General features: G+C 41.3%; 18 protein-coding genes. 11 read left to right on the forward strand and 7 right to left on the reverse strand.

Features of this window, described 5'->3' with window-relative positions; all coding sequences use genetic code 11:
- Nucleotides 1-67: 67 nt before the first annotated feature.
- Nucleotides 68-3,364, forward strand: a complete 3,297-nt coding sequence (locus ACVCDT_RS00365; RefSeq protein WP_447130754.1) for a S41 family peptidase — start codon at nucleotides 68-70, stop codon at nucleotides 3,362-3,364.
- 158 nt (nucleotides 3,365-3,522) lie between these two features.
- On the opposite strand, the gene ACVCDT_RS00370 is transcribed toward ACVCDT_RS00365, so the two are convergent.
- A complete protein-coding gene (locus ACVCDT_RS00370) occupies nucleotides 3,523-4,074 on the reverse strand; it encodes a DsrE family protein (protein ID WP_447130755.1) in 552 nt (183 codons plus the stop codon).
- 76 nt (nucleotides 4,075-4,150) lie between these two features.
- On the reverse strand, nucleotides 4,151-5,179 hold the full coding sequence (locus tag ACVCDT_RS00375) for a LysR family transcriptional regulator (protein ID WP_447130756.1): 1,029 nt from the start codon (nucleotides 5,177-5,179) through the stop codon (nucleotides 4,151-4,153).
- Nucleotides 5,180-5,254: 75 nt separating this feature from the next.
- Here ACVCDT_RS00375 and ACVCDT_RS00380 point away from each other — a divergent pair, with 75 nt between their 5' ends.
- Complete coding sequence (locus tag ACVCDT_RS00380) at nucleotides 5,255-5,914, forward strand: MlaC/ttg2D family ABC transporter substrate-binding protein (RefSeq protein ID WP_447130757.1); 660 nt, start codon at nucleotides 5,255-5,257, stop codon at nucleotides 5,912-5,914.
- 244 nt (nucleotides 5,915-6,158) lie between these two features.
- The gene (locus ACVCDT_RS00385; RefSeq protein WP_447130758.1) at nucleotides 6,159-6,683 is read left to right on the forward strand and encodes a DUF3016 domain-containing protein; all 525 of its coding nucleotides are present in this window, start codon (nucleotides 6,159-6,161) and stop codon (nucleotides 6,681-6,683) included.
- Between the two features lie 148 nt (nucleotides 6,684-6,831).
- Here the strand turns inward: ACVCDT_RS00385 and ACVCDT_RS00390 are convergent, their stop codons facing one another.
- Genes ACVCDT_RS00390 through ACVCDT_RS00410 form a run of 5 tightly spaced genes read right to left on the reverse strand, consistent with a single transcriptional unit; the run spans nucleotide 6,832 to nucleotide 12,352 of the window.
- Entirely contained in the window at nucleotides 6,832-7,593 is a 762-nt protein-coding gene (locus ACVCDT_RS00390; protein ID WP_447130759.1) for an SDR family oxidoreductase, read from the reverse strand.
- Nucleotides 7,593-8,501, reverse strand: coding sequence for a 3-hydroxyisobutyrate dehydrogenase (gene mmsB / locus ACVCDT_RS00395; RefSeq protein ID WP_447130760.1), 909 nt, complete (start codon nucleotides 8,499-8,501; stop codon nucleotides 7,593-7,595). Before mmsB ends, ACVCDT_RS00390 begins: the two co-directional genes overlap by 1 nt.
- Nucleotides 8,502-8,509: 8 nt before the next feature.
- Nucleotides 8,510-9,661: an enoyl-CoA hydratase/isomerase family protein gene (locus tag ACVCDT_RS00400; RefSeq protein ID WP_447130761.1), complete on the reverse strand. Its 1,152-nt coding sequence runs from the start codon at nucleotides 9,659-9,661 to the stop codon at nucleotides 8,510-8,512.
- A 26-nt stretch (nucleotides 9,662-9,687) separates the two neighbouring features.
- Nucleotides 9,688-10,845, reverse strand: coding sequence for an acyl-CoA dehydrogenase family protein (locus ACVCDT_RS00405; protein WP_447130762.1), 1,158 nt, complete (start codon nucleotides 10,843-10,845; stop codon nucleotides 9,688-9,690).
- 10 nt (nucleotides 10,846-10,855) lie between these two features.
- Entirely contained in the window at nucleotides 10,856-12,352 is a 1,497-nt protein-coding gene (locus ACVCDT_RS00410; protein WP_447130763.1) for a CoA-acylating methylmalonate-semialdehyde dehydrogenase, read from the reverse strand.
- Between the two features lie 210 nt (nucleotides 12,353-12,562).
- Here ACVCDT_RS00410 and ACVCDT_RS00415 point away from each other — a divergent pair, with 210 nt between their 5' ends.
- The 8 genes from ACVCDT_RS00415 to ACVCDT_RS00450 all read left to right on the forward strand — a co-directional run bounded on the left by ACVCDT_RS00415 (nucleotide 12,563) and on the right by ACVCDT_RS00450 (nucleotide 21,418).
- Nucleotides 12,563-14,227 carry a response regulator gene (locus tag ACVCDT_RS00415; protein WP_447130764.1) on the forward strand — a complete coding sequence of 555 codons (1,665 nt, stop codon included), beginning with the start codon at nucleotides 12,563-12,565 and terminating at the stop codon, nucleotides 14,225-14,227.
- Entirely contained in the window at nucleotides 14,220-15,074 is an 855-nt protein-coding gene (locus tag ACVCDT_RS00420) for a substrate-binding periplasmic protein (protein WP_447130765.1), read from the forward strand. Before ACVCDT_RS00415 ends, ACVCDT_RS00420 begins: the two co-directional genes overlap by 8 nt.
- Before the next feature lie 346 nt (nucleotides 15,075-15,420).
- On the forward strand, nucleotides 15,421-15,651 hold the full coding sequence (locus ACVCDT_RS00425; RefSeq protein WP_447130766.1) for a DUF2789 domain-containing protein: 231 nt from the start codon (nucleotides 15,421-15,423) through the stop codon (nucleotides 15,649-15,651).
- A 250-nt stretch (nucleotides 15,652-15,901) separates the two neighbouring features.
- Nucleotides 15,902-17,230, forward strand: coding sequence for a sigma-54-dependent transcriptional regulator (locus ACVCDT_RS00430; protein ID WP_447130767.1), 1,329 nt, complete (start codon nucleotides 15,902-15,904; stop codon nucleotides 17,228-17,230).
- Nucleotides 17,231-17,274: 44 nt separating this feature from the next.
- On the forward strand, nucleotides 17,275-17,499 hold the full coding sequence (locus tag ACVCDT_RS00435; RefSeq protein ID WP_447130768.1) for a histidine kinase: 225 nt from the start codon (nucleotides 17,275-17,277) through the stop codon (nucleotides 17,497-17,499).
- The gene (locus tag ACVCDT_RS00440; protein ID WP_447130769.1) at nucleotides 17,492-18,982 is read left to right on the forward strand and encodes a sensor histidine kinase; all 1,491 of its coding nucleotides are present in this window, start codon (nucleotides 17,492-17,494) and stop codon (nucleotides 18,980-18,982) included. The genes ACVCDT_RS00435 and ACVCDT_RS00440 overlap by 8 nt, the downstream gene beginning before the upstream one ends.
- A gap of 4 nt (nucleotides 18,983-18,986) precedes the next feature.
- Nucleotides 18,987-19,442 (forward strand): response regulator, encoded by a 456-nt coding sequence (locus ACVCDT_RS00445; protein WP_447130770.1) that lies wholly within the window; start codon nucleotides 18,987-18,989, stop codon nucleotides 19,440-19,442.
- Between the two features lie 23 nt (nucleotides 19,443-19,465).
- A complete protein-coding gene (locus ACVCDT_RS00450; protein ID WP_447130771.1) occupies nucleotides 19,466-21,418 on the forward strand; it encodes a response regulator in 1,953 nt (650 codons plus the stop codon).
- Nucleotides 21,419-21,439: the final 21 nt, after the last annotated feature.

A 21,439-nucleotide genomic window follows, 5' to 3' on the forward strand; every position in this document is an offset into this window, starting at 1 on the left:
ATAGAAACTCACTGATTTGCTCGATAATTTATTTAACCCTAAATAAAGCATTAAAAGGAATTGCCTTATGCGCTCATTATTCTTGGCCTGTTTAATTTTGTTTGTTCAACAAACCTTTGCCTCCCAAGGTTATTATCGTTTTCCCGCCTTGCACAATAACACCTTAGTTTTTACTGCTGAGGGCGACCTGTGGAAAATGGCTTTATCTGATAAATATGCCCAGCGTCTTACCAGCCAAGTGGCAGAAGAAAGCCAAGCTAGCATTTCTCCTGATGGCAATTGGATTGCTTTTGTGGCGAATTATACTGGTGCACCAGAAGTCCATGTAATGCCAATAAATGGTGGTTTAGCCAAACAACTTAGCTTTGAAAATACCCGGATTAAGTTACACGGCTGGAGCCAAAACGGGCAGGTGTTATATAGCTACAATGGTCGAGTAGGGCCTGCAGGCAACTGGACCTTAAAATTAGTCGAGCCAAAGTCTCTCACTACTACTACCCTGCCCTTAGCCGATGCGGTGGATGGTAGCCTTGCGCCAGATAACACCCTGTTTTTTAGTCAGTTTGGCCTACAAGTGTCAACCGACAACGCTAAGCATTATCAAGGTGGTGCAAAAGGCGAAATTTGGAAATTCTCATTAAATGACGATAAAGAAGCCGAGCATCTCACAGCTAAGCATCAAGGTTCGGTGCGTTCACCTATGGTAGCTGGCCAGCGTGTGTATTTTATTAGTAATCAAAGTGGCAGCGATAATATATGGTCGATGAAACTCAATGGTCGCGATCAACAACAGCATACTCGCTATACCGATTGGGAAGTCAGAAGTGCCCGTTTATTTAAAGATAAAATTGCTTATCAACTGGGCGCAGATATCAAAATTTTAGATTTAACCACTGGTCAAAGTAACAAAGTCGAGATTGCGCTAACCTCTGACTTTGCTCAGCAAAGAAAACATTGGGTGAATAACCCTATTAACTATTTAACCTCAGCAAAACAAGCCAGTGACAGTAAAAAAGTCGTGATTACCGCCAGAGGCAGAGTGGCCATAGCTACAGCCGATGGCAGCCGACTGGTTGAAGTTGCCACACCTGCCAATTCTCGTACCCGTAAAGCCATACTTAGCCATGATAATCAGTTTGTGTATGCCATTAATGACAACAGCGGCGAATTAGAAATTTGGCAATATCCTGCCGATGGTTCAGAAGGAGCAGAGCAACTCACTTTTGATGGGCAAGTATTTCGTTTTAACTTATTTTTATCACCAGATGGAAAATTCATTGCACACAATGACAAGCAGGGCAATCTTTGGATGTTAGACATTCAATCTAAACAAAATAAAAAAGTGCTAGGGGATTTAGAAATAGGCGCAGACTTTGGCGAATTAGTTTGGTCATCAAATAGCCAACTGATTGCGCTCAATTATTTCCAGAACAGTACTGAGCTAAAGCGCAGCAAAATACTGTTGATCGATATTCAAAACAACAATAAAAAAGTATTAACCAGTGATAAGTATTTTTCTTATTCACCGGCTTTTTCGGCCGATAACCAATGGCTATATTTTTTGTCTGACCGTAACTTTGATGTTCATCCCAATTCGCCTTGGGGAGACAGAAATATGGGCGCCAACTTTGATCGAAAAGCACAAATCTTCGCTATTGCCTTAAACAAAGATGCCTCATTTCCTTTTGCGTCACCTACTGAATTAGACCAACTTGCCGCCGAAAAAGGTGACAAGCAAGAAAACTCTGCAGAGCCAGAAACAAACAAAAAAGCAACGCCCAACAAAGAACCCGCAACCATAGTCGTTGATTGGCAAGGGTTAGAAAAAAGATTGTGGCAAGTCCCAGTACCTGCAGGTAATTACAGTAATTTGTTGGCCAATCAAAAATACTTATATGTGTTAGACAAAATTACCGAACCAGGCAGTCAGCCTGCACTTAAATCTATAGAGATAAAGGCCAACACTAAAGTCGAAACCTTTGCCGAAAAAGTGCAAAACGCCAGTTTATCGGATGATGGGAAAACCCTTTTCATGCAGCAAACCGGCAACAAAAAGGCCATGTTCTTAGTAGATGCCAAAGCTAAATTTAATAGCAAAGCAGCTGATATAAAAATCAACACCAGTGATTGGAAGCTATTTATCGATCCACAACAAGAATGGCAACAGATATTCCACGATGCTTGGTTAATGCACCGCGATTCTTTATTTGATAAAAACATGCGTGGCCTTGACTGGGCAGCGGTTAAACAAAAATATCAGCCACTACTTAGCCGCTTAACCGATCGTCATGAATTAAACGATATTTTTAAACAAATGATGGGCGAACTAAACACCCTGCATTCTCAAGTCTATGGTGGCGACCTACCCACAGATAACAAGCAAGCTAAACCTGCCACTCTAGGCGCCCAATACAAACAAAACCAACAAGGGGTAGAAATTGAAAAGATTTATGCCAATGATCCAGAATTAATTAGCATGCAATCACCTCTAGCTAAACCAGGTGTTAATGCCCAAGTAGGAGATGTTATCCACGCCATAAACGGTCAGCCCATCAAAGTGCTTGCCGATATTGCCAAGGCCCTACAAAATCAGGTGGGCAAACAAGTATTACTCACTTTAAAAAGACAAGGTGAAGAAATTAAAACTGTGGTTAAGCCGGGCTCAACACGAGACGACTATTATCAACGTTATTACGATTGGGTGTATCACAATCAGCAAAAAGTATTCAAAACAGACGAACAGATTGGCTATTTACATCTTCGCGCCATGGGTGCAGGAGATGTTGAAAACTTTGCGAGAGAATTTTATGCACAGAATAACAAACAAGGCTTAATTATAGATGTAAGACGCAATAACGGCGGCAATATAGATAGCTGGATTATAGAAAAGTTATTAAAACGTGCATGGTCTTTCTGGAAAGCAAGAAGTGGCCCCGCTTATAGCAATATGCAACAAGCCTTTCGCGGCCACTTAGTGGTACTGGCCGATCAATTTACTTACTCAGACGGTGAAACCTTCACCGCTGGTGTTAAAGCCTTAAAACTTGGCACAGTGATAGGCAAACAAACAGCCGGCGCTGGGGTATGGCTGTCTGGCCGTAACCGCCAAGCAGACAATGGTCTGGCAAGGGTGGCAGAGTTTCCTGTGTATGCCATGGATGGACGCTGGATAACCGAAGGGCGCGGCATTAGCCCAGATATTGAAGTAACTAATTTACCTCATGCGACCTTTAAAGGTGAAGATGCTCAGCTACAGCAAGCCATTAAATTTCTGCAAAAGAAAATCAAAAAGCAACCAGTTAAGGCTATGAAAGTTAAAGACTTTCCGGCTGTGGAACATGCCGCTGATGATATTCTTAAATGATAGATTAAACACAAAGCGATGAATGAAACAGGACAAACTTGCCACTTGCCTTTAGTCTAGGGCAAGTAGCAGCTGATGCTATTTGCCATCGCAAGTTTGTCTTGATTATTTAATTTTATAAAGCTAGTACACTTTTTATTTAGGAGTCACAGCAAAAATTAAAACGGATTAAGACTATACCCCTGCTGCTGCAAAAGAGCATGGGCCGTCATAGCCGACAATTCTATTTCACTGCCAGTTATTAATTGCTCGAGGGCAATGTCGTAAGCAGCAGCCGATTGCCCACACAAAATAACCCGCACATTATTGGCTAATAAGCTTTGTATTAAAGCTTGGTTTTTATTATCAAGTTGGTGGGCTTGTTGATAATTGTGGTTATTTAACAAGTCAAAACTGGCTTTGCCATGCACCACTAAAGCCAAGTGAATATTTTCTTTTGGCACCCCGGCTGCCGCTTGCATATTAATAAAACGCGCTGAACTGTTGAATTGTCGATTTAATTCGCCGGGTTTTGCTGCTTTACCCACATCAAAGGCCACCTTAAATTCTCGCTTGGTTAGCGGGCTTTTTGAAGCTACTGGTGCGTGTTTTCCATAACCCACAATTACCGGGCCATCTTTAAAATCGCTCATCTTTGCCTGAATTATTTGGCTAGGAATCATCAGTAAAAAGGCCAGAATGAAGTTGAACTTGAGTAATTTAGCCGACATTTTTGGCTTCCTGTTTTTATTATCTAGCTCTGCAAGTTAAAGCTGTTGTTGATTCTAATCAAGATTTTTTCGGTTATCAGTTCTGGCACATAGCGGGGTTAGTTTTACATAAACTCGCCATCACTTGTTGAGTCTGGCGTTCAACTGTACTGCTAACGATGTTTTTAAAATGCTCGCGTAACCAAATCAAACCTTGATCTGAATCTTGCCTTTTGTGCCATATGGCTGAAACTTGTTGCGGCATTAATTCTAGTGGTGGCTTAGTGGCTGATATTTCTCCTGCGATGATTTCGTTGGCTACCGCAGGAATGGGAATAACACATATTAGGTTGCTGCGTTTAATTAACTTAGCCACTGAAGAAAAATGATTCACCGACATAGCGACTCGCCTAGACAAGCCGTGTTGGAGTAGTACTTGATCTGTATAGCCAGTTGTATCACCAGATAGCGACACTAACAGGTGATCCGCCTCGGCAAACTCTTGTAAACTTAAATCGGCTTTGGCTAATGGGTGAGCATGATCCATGATACAAACATAAGTAGGGGCAAATAAATATTCAGCTCTAAAGGTCGGCGAGATAACACCTGTCACCCCTATCACCATATCTACTTCAGCGTCTTCTAACACTTGTTCGGTATTAACTATGGTATAGGGAACAGCATGAATATTGATCCCTGGCGCGTGTTTTTCGATCTTCGCGCGTAACTTTGGCCATACCATATCCACCACTATGTCGTTAACCGCCACTCTGAACGTGCGTTTTGCAGTGGCTGGATCAAAACTCTGAGGATCAACCGCTTCGGTTAATGCACTCAATGGCGCACGTACTTGATTCCATAAATTTTGGGCATGTAAAGTGGGTTGAATATTACGCCCATCTTTAACAAATAATTCGTCTTTCCAAGCAATACGCATTCTACTCACCGCATTTGATACAGCAGGTTGTGTCATGGCAAGCCGATGAGCGGCTCGAGTAATGGAACGTTCAGTCATGATGGCATCAAATACCATTAACAAATTAAGTTCTTGGGGGCGCATGGCAAATTGCTCGAGAAGAATGATAGAAGCAGGATACATCACAAAATAAAATGTGTCACATATCATAATATAATTATTTTTATGTGAATTTCTTAGCCATAATCACATCATGAAAGTTTCAGCACAAAGTAACTAAGGTTTATGAAAACACAATATTCAGCACTTTTTATCAAATTCGTTCGGTCAAGCCTGCTGGTGTTGGCCACGCTATTGGCAAACGTCAGTTTTGCCCAGCAAGCCAACCCGCAGCAATTGCTTGAACAGGCTACAAAGACGACCTTTACTAGAATAGAAGTAGAGCAACACCAGATTAATGCCAACCCCAATCACCTTAGAGACATAATTGAGCAAGAGCTCATGCCTTATGTCGATCATAAATTTGCCGCTTTTAAGGTGTTGGGCAACCAATTTCGATCTGTACCCCAAGATAAAATTCCAGAATTTATCGAGCAATTTAGGCTTTACTTAATTTCAAATTTTGCCGTGGCATTGTCTAACTACGGTGGTCAACAACTGGTATTTGCACCAGTGGCAGACTACCAAAATCAAAAAAGCATGGATATAAGAGCTGTCATACAAACCGCGGGGCGCCCAGATATACGCATTAACTTTAAGATGCGTAAAAGCGCGTCAACACAAGAATGGAAAACCTATGATTTAGAGGCCGAAGGCATTAGCTTGTTATCGAGCAAACGAAATGAATTTGCTTCTACTATTCGTCAACAAGGCATACAAGCTGTGATTGATCTCATGCAGGCTAAAAATAACCAAGAGTTGAATATCACTGCTAAGCTTAACTAATCCAATTAAGTAATAGGGATGTCACTTCAACTGACTGAAGACTTTATTAAATAAGCTTTAACCCATTAAGCCGACTTAAAGTCGGCTTTTTTGTGCTTATGGTTTTGTATAAGTGCCTTCAATCTTTTGCTTAAGTTTGATAGTACTATATTGCATTCCAGTAGCACCCTTTACATTAGGCTAGCTGTCAGCATAATCATTCGTCTGTATAATGATCACCAGTTCATTTTTTATGGAAAAATTAGTGAAACACTTTTATCTCGCCATTCTTATCTGTGCTTTAGCCTTGTACAGCCTGTCATCTTTGGCCAAGGCAGAAATAGAAGTTATCTGGCAGCAGCCCGAAAACTTCACTGATGTAAAACATGCCAGTAGTTCCAGCGAACGTTTTGAGGAAAAAACCTTTAATACCTTAGGCAATTTTTTTGCAAAGTTAGCGGCCAAACTGCCAAAGGATCAAAAGCTGATCATAACTGTTAAAGATTTGGATTTAGCGGGTAGGGTTACCTCAGCATCTTATGCGGGTTTTGGCCGTAGTGGCTCGGATGTCAGGGTAATCAATCGGGTGAATATGCCTCGAATAGACTTTAGCTATCAGTTGCTCGATAACCAAGGCGTTGTGCTTAAAGAGGCGGAAATCAACTTAAAAGATCCTAACTTTAAGCACAGGTTTAACCCCTTTCGAGAAAGCAGTAAATTGCGATACGAAAAAAACATGTTGCGATTATGGTTTAAACAAGAGTTACCAACCTTGCTTGCCAAGAATTAACTGTTTGTTTGAGGTAGTTATTATTCGAATACCATGCTTGAAAAACACAGATAGAGCGCTAGCGAAAATTAATGTCTGATCTGGCTGTTGTATAAAGATTACTTCAGATAAAAATTGTCGCTGCGCTGGGTATTTCACTTCTGTAACTTTAGACGCGAGTTCCGCCATCTAGTTCTAGAGTACGGCCGGTAAAGTAATCATTTTCAAAGATAAACTTAGCCGCATGTGCCAATTCTTCTACTTCGGCTAATCGACGCAAAGGTACTGTGCTAATAAACATCTCACGCATTTCAGGGCGCATTTGTGCCGCCATAGCCGTTTCAACTAGCCCTGGTGCAATACAACCAGTACGAATACCAAAACGCGCTAACTCTTTGCCCCAAGAGACAGTCATAGTAGCCACTGCAGCTTTTGTAGCAGAGTAGTTGGTTTGGCCGATGTTGCCCGCACGAGATACCGACGAAATGTTGATGATCACGCCTTTGCTTTTACTATTTATCATTTGCGCTGCAGCTTCACGACTACATAAAAAAGTACCAGTAACATTAACGTCTAACACCGACTGGAATTGCTCTAGCGACATTTTTTTAACTACTTGGCCATCTTTGACTTTTAACAACATGCCATCGCGCATAATGCCCGCGCTGTTAATTAAGCCATTAAGTTGACCAAAATCCGCCACTATATCAGCAAAAGCCGTTTCAACTTGTTGCTCGTCAGTAACGTTAATGGCATAACCTTTCGCTTTTACACCGAGTTTTTCAATGTCGCTGGCTGCTGCATTAACCGCTTCTGCTTGCATATCGATTAAGGCAATATGGGCGCCTTGTTTAGCAAACTCTTCAGCCATGGCTTTACCTAAACCTTGCGCTGCACCTGTGATAGCAATCACTTGATTTTGTAAATTCATTAGGATTTCTCTTGCTTAGAAAATAAGTTAAAAATACTGGAGAAGTCTAGCTGACCATTGCCTTGCTGACTGTGGATAGTATACAAGCTTTGGGCTAATGCCCCCATGGGTGTAGATGAATGGCTTTTTAGCCCAGTGTCCATGGCTAAACCTAAATCTTTTTTCATTAAATCCACCATAAACCCACCTTGATAACCATTGGATGATGGCACGTTTTCCATTACGTTAGGGCAAGGATTATAAAGTTCTAAGGTCCAGTTACGGCCAGAGCTTTGTAACATAATATCCGACATCACTTTAGGATCTAAGCCATTGTCTATGGCCATTTGTAAGGCTTCTGAGGTTCCTAACATCAAGACCGACAGCAGCATATTATTACAGATTTTTGCTACCTGACCGGCACCCACTTCTCCGGCATGAAAGATATTTTTACCCATGGCCTGCAATATAGGCAAAGCAGTGGCGTAGTTTTGTTCAGAGCCACCTACGATAAAAGTTAGGGTACCAGCGGTTGCACCGCCCACTCCACCAGACACAGGTGCATCAATAAACTCAATACCTTGCTTAGCCAAGGCGGCTGCAACATGCTTGGCGGTAGCTGTATCTATAGTGCTTGAATCAATCACTAAAGCATTGGCTTTTAAATCTTTCGCTATGCCTGTGTCTGAGGTATATAAAGCGTCAACATGTTTGCCAGCTGGCAACATTGAAATTACCACATCTGCATTTTTTACCGCTTCATTGGCAGTGGCAGCTTGAGTGGCACCTGCAGCTTCTAGTTTGTCCATGGCCTCTTGCACTAAGTCAAATACACATACGGCGTATCCAGCTTTAACCAAGTTATGAGCCATTGGCCCGCCCATGTTGCCTAAGCCAATAAAGGCTATTTGGGTAGTGTGTTGTTGCATAATATCCTCTACTGAGATTTACCTAAGTGAGCCAAAGGGTGTGCATCTGCTGGCCAAAGGGTTGCAAAAAAACTGTCTAACGCGTCTTTTGACACCTCTTGCACTGTTTTAAAACGCCAGTTGGGTTGGTAGTCTTTGTCTATCAACAAAGCTCTTACCCCTTCTTGAAATTCACCAAACTCGCCGCATTGGCAAGACATACCCAATTCCATTCTAAAACACTCGGCTAAGCTTAAGTTTTTGCCTCGCTTTAGTTGTTCAAACAACAAATTAGCTGACAAAGGTGACCCTGCCTTTAAGGATTTTTGGGCTTTTGCTAGCCATTTGTCTTGCTCGCTATCTGCAGCTAAAACAAACTCAATGGCATCTTCAAGTTGTTGTTTTTGGGCTAGTTCATTGAACCATGGCTGTTTAGCCTGCATATTGCCTGGGGGCAATTCACTGGCATGTTCAGCATCTAGATTTTGACAAATCTGAGTTAGGGTTTGGGCAAAGTTTTTAGCTTGCCAATCAGCTTTTTGTAGCTGCTCAATTAAGCTAGATTTTTGCTCTTGTGGCACAAAATAATCGGCCAGTTTTACATATAAAGCGTCTGTGGCATTAATGCTGGCGCCTGTTAGGCCTAAAAACATGCCACATCCTGCTGGCATCTTATTTAAAAAGTAACTGCCACCCACATCTGGGTACAAACCTATGCTGATTTCTGGCATAGCTAAACGTGAGCTTTGAGTGACTATTCTATGACTAGCACCACTCATTAGGCCTAAACCACCGCCCATGACTATACCGTTGCCCCACACCATAAAAGGTTTTTCAAAGGTATGAATTAAATAGTCTAATTCATATTCCTTGCTGAAAAACTCTTCTAGGGCCATGGGCTCGCCTGCTTTAGCTGGGCTTTTTTGCGCATCTTGCATTGAGTGATACATAGTGACTATGTCACCACCGGCACAAAAGGCCTTGTCGCCTTCTGAGTCTAATAACACCATGGCTATTTTAGGATCGGCTTGCCACTTTTTAAGCTGCGGGGTTAGCAACTTAATCATCTGTAAATCAAGTGCATTTAACGCGGCCGGTTTTGCTAAAGTAGCGTGACCGATTTTAAATCCTGAGTAGGTTTGCCATTCTTCAAATACCACTACTGGTTTGTCAGTTGACATATAAATCCTTACTTAACCTAATGAGATTAAAGAATGTCACCAGCATTATCAGCTAGCAAACGTCTACCCACTATTAGGCGCATGATTTCATTAGTGCCTTCTAATATTTGATGTACCCGCACATCACGTACATAACGCTCTAGTGGATATTCTTTGATATAACCGTAACCACCGTGGATCTGCAGCGCTTGGTTACACACTTCAAACCCCACATCAGTTGCAAAACGCTTGGCCATGGCACAATAAGCACTGGCTTCTGAATTTTGGCTATCTAATTTAAACGCAGCTAAACGCACCATTTGCCTAGCAGCAACAAGTTCGGTAGCCATATCAGCTAATTTAAATTGTAAAGCCTGAAACGCCGCTAAAGGTTTGCCAAATTGCGTGCGCTCTTGCATGTAGTTTTTAGCCGTATCTAAAGCCATTTGTGCTGTACCTAGCGAACAAGTCGCAATATTTATACGCCCGCCATCTAAGCCTTTCATGGCAAAAGTAAAACCTTGCCCCTCTTCGCCTAATAAATAATCGGCAGGTATACGCACATTATCAAAGGTAATCAAACGTGTTGGCTGAGCGTTCCAGCCCATTTTTTCTTCGGCTTTACCGTAGATCACACCCTCAGCATCGGCTGGTACCACAAAAGCAGAAATGCCTTTTGGCCCTGCTTCACCTGTACGTGCCATAACCACTAAAACGTCAGTTTCACCGGCACCCGAGATAAACATTTTAGAGCCGTTTAACACATATTGGTTGCCGTCTTTTTTGGCTGTACTGCGCATTGCTGCCGCATCTGAACCAGAACCAGGCTCAGTTAAACAGTAAGACGCAAGCTTTTCGCCTGTTACTAAAGTTGGACACCATTGATCTTTAGCCGCCTGAGTACCCCAAGTAGCTATCATCCATGTGGCCATATTATGAATAGTCATCATGGCCGTTGTTGCCGTACAACCCATAGACAATTGTTCAAAAATAATCGATGAATCTAAACGGCTTAAGCCCATGCCGCCTGCTTCTTCAGGGGTATATAAGCTACAAAAACCTAACTCACCGGCTTTTTGGATCACCTCTTTAGGAAAAATATGCTCTTGATCCCACTTAGCTGCATTAGGCGCTAACTCTTGCTCTGCAAATTGTTTAGCCGCGTCGGCAAAGGCAATTTGGTCTTCAGTTAAATCAAAGTTCATAGCAACTTCCCTATTTTAAAGAAATGGTCATATTAGGGCCTGAAACCACTTCGTCATCAAACCAACGGGCAGTAACGGTTTTAGTTTCAGTGTAAAAACGCACGGCTTGTTTGCCGTAAGCATGCAAATCACCGTAGAAAGAGTTTTTCCATCCAGTGAATGAGAAAAACGGCAATGGCACTGGAATAGGCACATTAATACCCACTTGACCCACTTCGATTTCATGCTGATATTTACGTGCTGCTGCACCACTTGCAGTAAAGATAGAGGTACCGTTGCCGTATGGGTTGCGGTTAACTAAAGCAATGGCTTCTTCTAAGGTGTCTACTACCATACAACATAATACTGGACCAAAAATTTCTTGCTGGTAGATCACCATATCTTCAGTCACATCACTAAATACAGTTGGGCCAACCCAGTTTCCGTCTTGGTAGCCGTCTACATCCATTTCGAAGTTAGACCCGTCAACCAAACAAGTTGCACCTTCATCTTTTCCTTGTTGGATCAAAGACAAAACTTTGCTTTTAGCTTGTGGACTAATTAGCGGACCGTACCCGGCTGCTTCGTCGTTCCAAAGACCAGGTTTTACCGCTTTTAACAGCTCGGCTAATTCAGCAATCCATTCTTTGCTTTCACCAACAAATACAGCCACAGAAATCGCCATACAACGTTGACCTGCTGCACCAACAGAGGCACCCACTAAGTTGTTTAGTACTTGCTGTTTATTTGAATCTGGCATAATTACCGAATGGTTTTTAGCCCCAGCAAAACATTGAGCGCGCTTCATATTATCTGTCGCAGTTTTGTAGATATGTTGGCCTACAGGTACAGAGCCAACAAAAGATACCGCGCGAATTTCAGGATCATTTAATAGGTTGTTAACTTGGTCTTTGCCACCATGCACAACATTTAACACACCTTTAGGCGCACCGGCTTCAATAAATAATTCAGCCAAGCGCATTGGCGTTAGCGGATCTTGTTCAGAAGGCTTAAGAATAAAGGTATTGCCGCACGCCACAGCCATAGGGAACATCCACAAAGGGATCATAGCCGGAAAGTTAAAGGGCGTAATACCTAAACAAACACCTAATGGCTGTATATAGCTGTAGGTATCTATCCCTCGGGCCACGTTTTCTGCCGTTTCGCCCATCATCATTGATGGTATATTCATGGCTTGTTCAACTACTTCTATGCCACGCCATACATCACCTTTTGCATCTGCAAAAGTTTTACCTGTTTCACTACTTAAAATGGTAGCGATTTCATCGTGATGCTCTTTTAACAAAGCCTGATAACGCATCATCACACGTGCACGCTCTGAAGCAGGCACTTCTTTCCAAGTCTCAAAGGCCGTTTTGGCACTGGCTACAGCCGCTGCTAATTCGGCATCTGAATTACAAGGTAATTCTGCTATCACTTGATTGTTAGCAGGGTTAGTGACAGCAATAGTTTGCTCTGAAGACGAAACCGTCATTTCGCCGTTAATGAGTGAAGGAACACGTTGCATAAAAAGATCCAGTTAGTTCAATTAAAGGCAGATTAACAAAAATTTACCTTTACGTTAACGTTAACCACATAAATTTCACTCATAAGGAGTGTTGCGATAGCTATACATTTAGCTTTTTCTATTCTTTAAAAGCCCCAAGTAAAAGTTAATTATTTTTTATTATTTGGGTCTGCTATGCTCTTGATATGGTAGTAAAGTTCATCTTTTTATATGTCTCTTTCTGAAATTAAAGTTGCTGTTGTTGAAGATAATGGCATGGCCCGCGCAAACATACGCAACCACTTGCTAGATATGGGCTTCACTCAAATTAGTTGTTTTAGTAATGGCCGAGAACTAAAAGCCAATATGAAAGGCAAACAAATCAATCTTTTATTGATGGATTTTCACTTAGGTCAAAACAAAAATGGGGTGGAAGTTGTACAAGATCTAATTAAAGAAAAGTTTATTAGCTACACCACCTGCGTATTGTTTATCACCTCAGATAGAATGCCACTCATTATTGGCCAAATTGTAGACGTGCACCCCGAAGCCCTAGTAATTAAGCCCTATACCATTCGCAATTTGATGAAAAACATTAAAAACTGTTTGAATTTACAACGCTTTTTAATGCCTGTTTATGAGTTGATGGATGAAGAAAATTTTCCACAAGCTTTAGTCTTAGTAAATCATTTTTTAGAACAAGACCTAAGCCCTAAAAAGCGCACGGCACTACTTAAACTTCGCGCCAGATTGCTAACTAAACTAGGTCGATACTCTGAGTCTGCCGACCACTACCGCGATATCCTTAGCCGCTCAAACAAAGTAATTTGGGCTAAATGGGGGCTGATCCAAAATTTATTTTTAGACGATAAAATAGCGGAAAGCCAAGCTTTATTAGCTGAACTTACAGGCTCAGAATTAACCAACGACAAAGCTTGCGAATGGCTCGCGCGCATTAGTGTAGATAATAATCTGTACAGTAAAGCCGAAAAATACCTGCAACAAATTCGTGATGGACAATTGTCGATTTCTGCCGCTCGATTAAAAGCTTTTATTCTGCAAGCACAAAACCGTGATAAAGAAGCCATATCTTTACTGGAGAAAAAACGCGAGTCGAATCGCTCAATCCGGGAAAATTATGAGGAAATCTCCCTCGATTTGGCACGATGTTATATGCAAAAAGCGGAGTCTAGTAGCAATAAAACTCGCAACTCAGATCTACAAGTGGCCAAGTTTCTAATTGGCGCGGCTGGCCGCAAACATGGCGACCCTAGCTTAAATGTGAAAAAAGATTATATGAATGCTTTAGTGGCATTTTTAGAAGACAACCCTGAGAGAGCTCAAGAAATTTTATCTCGCCCTGGTATGAGCCAGTTACAAAATGCCGAAGTATCCACCATAGCAGACGCGGTGCAAGCATGGCGGATTGCAGGAGACATGGACAAGGCTCAAGCGTTTTTACAATTAAGTCAGCAAAAGATTAAAGAGGTTGAAGAAGGCAACGAAAAAACCATTGCCAATATAATGATCGCACAAAGCGAATGCGCCATGGGAGAACTTCGCCCACAAGCCCTAGCTTTCAACAAAACTGGCTTAGAGAAATTTTCACAAAAAGATTTCCTTGCCGCCACCCAAGATTTTTATCGTGCTTATTGTTTATTTCCTCGGGAGATTGCATTTAGCCTAAACTTATTACAAAGCATGGTGGATGGTGAGTTACTTGAATACAAAAAGGTGCAGACTCTAGAGTTTTTAAATGAACTGCAAAACCGAGAGCTTAATCCATCAAACCAAAAGCGCTTATCCGATATAGAAGCTCGTATCTCCAAGAAAAAAGAGGTATTTTCCATGTTGAGCAGCGAGCCTAACGAGGAGAGTATGAGTGAAAATGGCTAACTCAAGCATGATTGCTTTTCCCCAAGGCATTTTTTCTCAAATGAAAGCTTTGGCTGCTTGGCTGTGGGTTTACACATTCTTTGCATTTACCCCCATGTCGCAAGCTCAACCTCCCCCTACTCCTGAGCTCTATTACGACTTAGGCGAAGATGGCGGTTGGGTGCCCTATCGCAACAGTGCCAAAACCGGTGGTGAAAGTGTGTTTAGCGATTTAACCAAAGCCATTGGTGAATTAACCGAAATAAAATTTACTGCAGTGTATATGCCACAAAAACGTGCCGAGAAAGCCTTAATTGACGGCATAGTAGATTTTGATTTTGTCTGTTTAGAGTGGTTTACAAATCGCGATCCTGGCAAGGCTTTTGTGGTCACTCAACCCATGTTCGAAATCAATGAATACTTAATCACCTTAAAACACAACACTCACTTATTCCCCACCAGTGATGCCATGTATGGCAAAGTGGTGGGAACCATAGCTGGATATTTTTATTATGATGACAATAAATTTATCCGTGCCGACTTTTTAAACGAAAATTTACTGCTGCAAGGTTTAAAGCACGATCGCTTTCAAGTGATTATTTTAGAAAGAGAAACAGCCAAATATTGGGCCAAGTTAAACAACACTGAAATAGGCTTTGCTGCCCAACATACCTCTGGAAATATTTTGATGCGCTTACGTAAACCTAATCGAGCTTTATTGCCAGCAATAGATGCGGCTATCACAACCATTAAACAAAATGGTAGATTACAACAGATTTTAGACTTCCACGACGTGGAAGCCAAAATCTATCCAAGCCTAGTTACTGCGACTAAAGCAAAGAGTGGTTCGGTTAGCAAAGCACACTAGCGATAACAACACTGGCACTTCAACGCATACCCCAACAATAGTGGCCAAGGCACAATGCCGTAGGTCTGTATCAAAAGCGGGATAGCAATTAGCACTATGGCTTAGGTCGCTGCAGAGTCACATACAGTGACCATTACGTTAGATTTAAATCGGCAAAACCATAAAGAAAGTACAAGGGCACATACATAACACATTCTAAATAAAACCTATGTGAAGTTGTGCATGCGCCTTATTGATAGTCAAAAAATTATAAAAATTAAGCTTAATTGGTTTGCTAGTATTGATTTAAATCACAATCTGCCCCATGTTTTACCTTAACGCCTTAAGCCATTCATAGGAGCAACAAATGTATTCACCCATTCATACAATTAACGCTTTATTTGAACAATTAGGTCTAGACAGTTCCGATCAGGCGATCGAGGCTTTTATTGCCAAACACTCACCTTTACCCGCGCAAACAAAGTTATATCAGGCAGAATTCTGGAATAGTTCGCAGCAAAGTTTTTTACAACAAATGAAAGAAGAAGACGCCGACTGGGCAGAGATAGTTGATCAGTTAGACGCTATGTTACGCTAAACCTTAGACTAGCGGATAGTAAATCCCCCAAGTTTAAGGTTAATCTTAACCTTTAATTTGCTTAGCTTTTTTAGCTAATAGCTTGTTATTATTAATAAATTATTAGTTTTATTGATCCTTTTTATGCGTTGAATGTATAAACACATCAGTAACGAGCTTAAAGTAACCAAATAACCGCTAAGCTAACCACTTTTGGGTGTACGCTAAGCGCATAAAATAATAATAACTTTTCGTTAAATAAGGATATCCATTGTTAAACGTTCTGCTTGTAGATGATGACGCCGAATTTACCGAGGTAGCATCAAACATTATCGACTTTCTTGGCCATCATGTATCTGTAGCAGCCAACTTAGAAGAAGCCTACCAGTGGCTAGAAAGCCAACCATTTGAGCATATTCTATTAGACTTTATGTTGCCTGATGGAAGTGGATTACATTTAGTTGATCACCTCAAAAAAACCGGTAATGATTGTAAGGTGACTTTTATTACCGGCCATCCAGCGGTAAAAGGCATACTCGCCAGTATCAGTGGACCCAAAATAGATTATTTGGTTAAGCCATTACAACGTGAAGATATAGAAAGGGTTTTATCTAATCAGCCTAAAACCAGTCAGGCAGCCCCCAGTTCTTCAATCACACGGCATTTTGGTTGCTTAATTGGCGAATCTAAAGTGATGCAAGATTTGTATTTAATGATTGAGCGAGTAGCCCAAACCCCAGCCAACGTTATGTTGATGGGCGCCAGTGGAGTAGGCAAAGAAGTGGTAGCCACAGCCATTCATAAAGCCAGTCAAGCCACTGGGCCTTTAGTGGCAACCAATTGTGGTGCACTGTCTAAAGAATTAATTAGCAGCGAATTATTTGGCCATGAAAAAGGCGCCTTTACTGGCGCTATTGCGCGTAAAGATGGGGTATTTGAACGAGCAGAAAATGGCACCTTATTTTTAGATGAAGTAACAGAAATGCCACTAGATATGCAGCCCAATTTGTTGCGCGTATTAGAAAATAAAAAAGTCATCAAGGTAGGTGGCACCAAAGAAATCCCAGTTAATTGCCGAGTGGTGTCTGCCACCAACCGCACTATGGAGTCCATTGCACAAGACAAAGTGTTACGTGAAGACATTTATTTTCGCTTAGCTGTGTTTCCTATCACTGTTCCTAGCCTGGCAGAGCGCAAAGAAGATATTCCCCTGCTAGCTCGTGCGTTTCTTGAAGAATTAAATCAAGAAAATGCTTGTCACTACCAGTGGTCAGCCGAACAATTAGACAGGTTAGCTGACTTTGACTGGCCGGGTAATGTGCGTGAATTGCGCCATGCAGTGCATAGAGCTTTTATTATGAGTTCGCCAGACACCAACAAAATTGTGCTACCAGACAACTTTGCCTCTCCTTTTTCTCGTACCGCTAAACCTAGTAACAATGTGACTGCTGGGCAAACCATAGAAGATGTTGAAAAAGAACTCATAAGAATCACCTTAGAAAAAGTAGAAGGTAATAAAACCGCCGCCGCTGAAATGTTAGGCATAAGTACCAAGACCTTGTACAACCGTTTACATGCTTATGGCGATTTTTCTGAATAAAAGCCTTTTCTTAGGTAACGTTTTAACAGGATGTGGAGAACCCTATGTCATCTACTGAAAATCAATCAATTAATCAGTTAGTGCATGATGCAAGAGCCCCATTAAATAGAATGTCGATGAATGCTGAACTGATTAAAATGATTTTAGAAAACGATCTACCAAAAGAAAAAGGACTACAGGCCCTAGATAAAATCATTCTCGCCTGCCAAGAGTGCAGTGATATTTTGCAGTCTATAAGCCAACAACATGGTAAGTCTGCCAATGGTTGAGTTAATTAGACAAAAACGCTTATTAGACAACTCTCTGCCTACCTGGCTATTAATCGCATTGATTGTGCTGTGCTTAATTGGCGGCAATGCTTATTTGGCAATTCGTACTATAGGTGAGCTATCAACTACCCAAGAGCAACTTTATAAAACCTCAGAATCCTTGTTGGCACTTAACAATTTACATTTATCAATTCTCTCTGCTGAAACAGGCCAAAGAGGCTATTTATTAACTGAAATAGACGACTACTTAAAGCCCTATCGTAGCGCCTTAGAAGCAGTAGCCGATCATATGGATAAAGTAAAAGTCTCAACTTTTCATCATGCTCAATCAAGGGATAAAATCGCCCAATTACTGACGCTTAGTGCCGACAAAATTAATGAGTTAGAAACCACTGTAGGTTTGGCCTTAGTCAATAAAGAAAAGCGAGCCTTAGGTTTAGTTATGACCGGCAGAGGTAAAAACTTATATCAAGAGATGTTAGGGTTGATTCAAGAATTAAAACAAGCAGAAATATTGTTTCGCGACAGTCAATATGACGAATTACTGGCTATTCAAAAAGAGGCCAAAATTACCTTTATTATTTCAGGTATTACCAGCGCCTTATTATTATTAGGCATGTTGGTATTAGCCCGAATTAACATAGGCAATGAAGCCAAGCTGAGAGAATCATTAGAAAAACAAAACGATAAACTCACAGAACAAGTCGCCATACGCACCCAAGAACTTACCCAATATTCAGAAGAGTTAACTCGCAGCAATCGTGAGCTAGAAGACTTTGCTTTTGTCGCTTCGCACGATTTGCAAGAACCTCTGCGAAAAATTCGCGCCTTTGGCGATCGTTTAATGTCTACCTATGGTGAAGCATTAGACGGGAAAGGAGTTGATTATATTCAGCGTATGAAATCGGCTGCCGAGAGAATGTCAAATTTAATCAATGACTTACTTGAATTCTCACGCATAACTACACGTGGTAAAGAGTTTGCAGAGGTGAATTTACAAGAACTTCTAGAAGACATTCTAGGGGATTTAGAAATTGCCATTGAAGAAAGCCACAGCCAGATAAATATTGACCCTTTACCTGTTATACAGGGAGACAAGGGGCAGATGTATCAGCTTTTTCTGAATTTATTGTCTAACGCCATTAAATTTCGAAAACAAGATAAGGCGCCAAAAATCAGTATTGTTTACCGCCAAGACAGCACTCAAGATGAAATTAGTCATTTAGCCATTAATTGGCACGTAATTGAAATTGCAGATAACGGCATTGGTTTTGACCAAGAATTCGCCGACAAGATTTTTATCCCCTTTCAACGTTTACATGGTCGCACAGAATTTAAAGGCACAGGCATTGGTTTAGCTGTATGTCGCCGAATTGTGGAGCGGCATGGCGGCACAATTTTAGCCCAAAGTGTATTAGATCAAGGAACAACTTTTACCATCCGCATTCCAGTGGATGCCGAACTTTTTACTCATAATGGATAATGACATGAATGCATTAAAGAAAAAGCCCATCACTATTCTAATGGCAGACGACGACGAAGATGACAGGTTATTAACCCGCGAAGCCTTAACTGAGAGTAAAGTTCTTAACGATCTACATTGTGTAGAAGATGGGGTAGAACTCATTAGCTACCTTAAAAGGGAAGGCAAATACGCTGATACCCAAGCCTATCCTTGGCCGGGCTTAATTTTGTTAGATTTAAATATGCCACGCAAAGATGGGCGTGAAGCATTAAAAGAGCTCAAAGCCGATCCTAAACTAAAAGCCATACCTGTGGTGATCCTTACCACCTCAAAACAAGAAGAAGATATGGTTAAAGGTTATGGCCTAGGGGCGGCTTCATTTATTACTAAGCCAGTTAACTTTGAAGGCCTAGTGGATTTAATGAAAGCCTTAGGAAAATATTGGATAGAATTTGTTGAGTTGCCCAACCCAGCCTAAACAGTAGCAAGGATAGAGTAATAATGTTGCAAAAAACCGCGCGCATTTTATTAGTTGAAGATGACGAAGACGACTTTATTATTGCCCGAGACTGTTTAGAAGAGTTAGACGAATACCAATTCACCATAGATTGGAGTACCACACCAGATGCGGCCTTAGCTCAACTCAAGCTAAATCAACATGACATTTGTTTGTTGGATAATCAGTTAGGTGCGTTAACTGGCTTAAGTGTTTTAGAAAAAGCCAAAGAGATATACTCGCGGGTGCCCATCATAATGTTAACTGGGCAATCAGATAGGGTATTAGATAAGGCAGCGCTTGACGCTGGGGCAGTTGACTTTATTGTTAAAAGTGAGCTCGACAGCCCTAGATTCGCGCGCGCCATTCGATATGCCTTAGCCCGCCAGGAAGTAGAAAAAGAACGTCTAGAAAGAATCAATGTTGAAACTCAAAGTCGCTCTAAAGATAGGTTTTTAGCTCATTTAAGTCACGAACTGCGCACCCCCTTAACCTCTATTTTAGGTTACACCGAATTATTATTAGACAGCGAAAAAGCGAAACCCCTTAGCCGAGAGCTCAACATCATTTTAAATAATGGCAAACATCTACTTAGCTTGTTAAATGATGTGCTTGATCTGTCTAAAATAGCCGCCAATAAACTCGAATTAATTAACCAAAGAATTGAGCTAAATAGTTTTTTAGTCGATCTCTATACCTTAATGCAGGTTAAAGCAGACGACAAAGGCTTGGTACTTTCACTGCAATCTACCACCCCTTTACCTCAATACATAGATACCGATCCCACGCGCCTAAGGCAAATTCTGATCAATCTTATCTATAACGCATTAAAATTTACCGAAAAAGGTAAGGTATCAGTCTCTGTCAGTGCCCAAACCCAAGGGCAAACTTGCCGCTTGAGTTTTGCGGTTACTGATACTGGTCAGGGCATTCCAGCAGCAAAAGTAGCTAAAATTTTCCAACCCTTTGAACAAGTTGAAGAAATGATTTCACGTAAAGAAGAAGGGGCAGGTTTAGGCCTGGCTATTTCGTCAGAACTAGCCAAAAAACTGGGAGGTGAGATTAAAGTTGAGTCTAAAGTGGGTCAGGGAAGTTGCTTTACTTTGGGCATCACTTGCCAACAAATCAATACTCAAGCCCCTACTCATTTATCATTAACCCAAACAGCCATGCAAAATACTAAAACTGCGCTTAAGCCCTTAACTGGCAAAATTTTAGTGGTAGATGATTTAGCCGATATTCGATTATTAGTTGGGCACTTTTTACGCGGCTTTGGGTTAACCGTAGACTTTGCTGAAAATGGCAAACAAGCACTAGAAAAAGTAAAACAACAGCTAAATTTCGCCACTCAATACCATGCGTTAATTATGGACATTCACATGCCAGAAATGAATGGTAAGCAAGCAGTCGTAGCCTTGCGCGAATTGGGCTTTCATCAACCTATTCTGGCCCTAACAGCGGCCAATATGAAAGGTGTAAAAGAAGACTTGCAAGCCTTAGGTTTTGATCAGGTTATTGCAAAGCCGGTAGAAAAAAATCAACTCTATCAAAACCTTGCTAATGCGTTAAAACTGGACAAACAACAGCATTCTATACAAACCAATGCACAAATTCAGCGTCCAAACTTTTTATTGGTAGAAGACGACCAAGACGCAGCTGAGATCACTAAATTAATGTTAGAAAATCTAGGGGCAGAAGTAACCCTAGCCAACTCAGGAGCCGAGTGCAGAAATCAGATAAATAGCCAACAACAATGGCATAAAGTTTTATTAGACTTACACCTACCAGATGCAAATGGTTGGACCCTAGCTGAGTTCATTTCCACTCATAGTCCAAACACTCAAGTGCATATAGTTAGTGGTGAACAAGTCGCTCAAAGTGAGCTAGAAAAACATAGCTGCCAATCTGCCCTATTAAAACCCCTGAATAAAGAAAAGTTACTTAGCTTATTCAATTAATCTCTGTGCTCTGGGTTAAAG

This window comes from Paraglaciecola aestuariivivens, assembly GCF_052983255.1.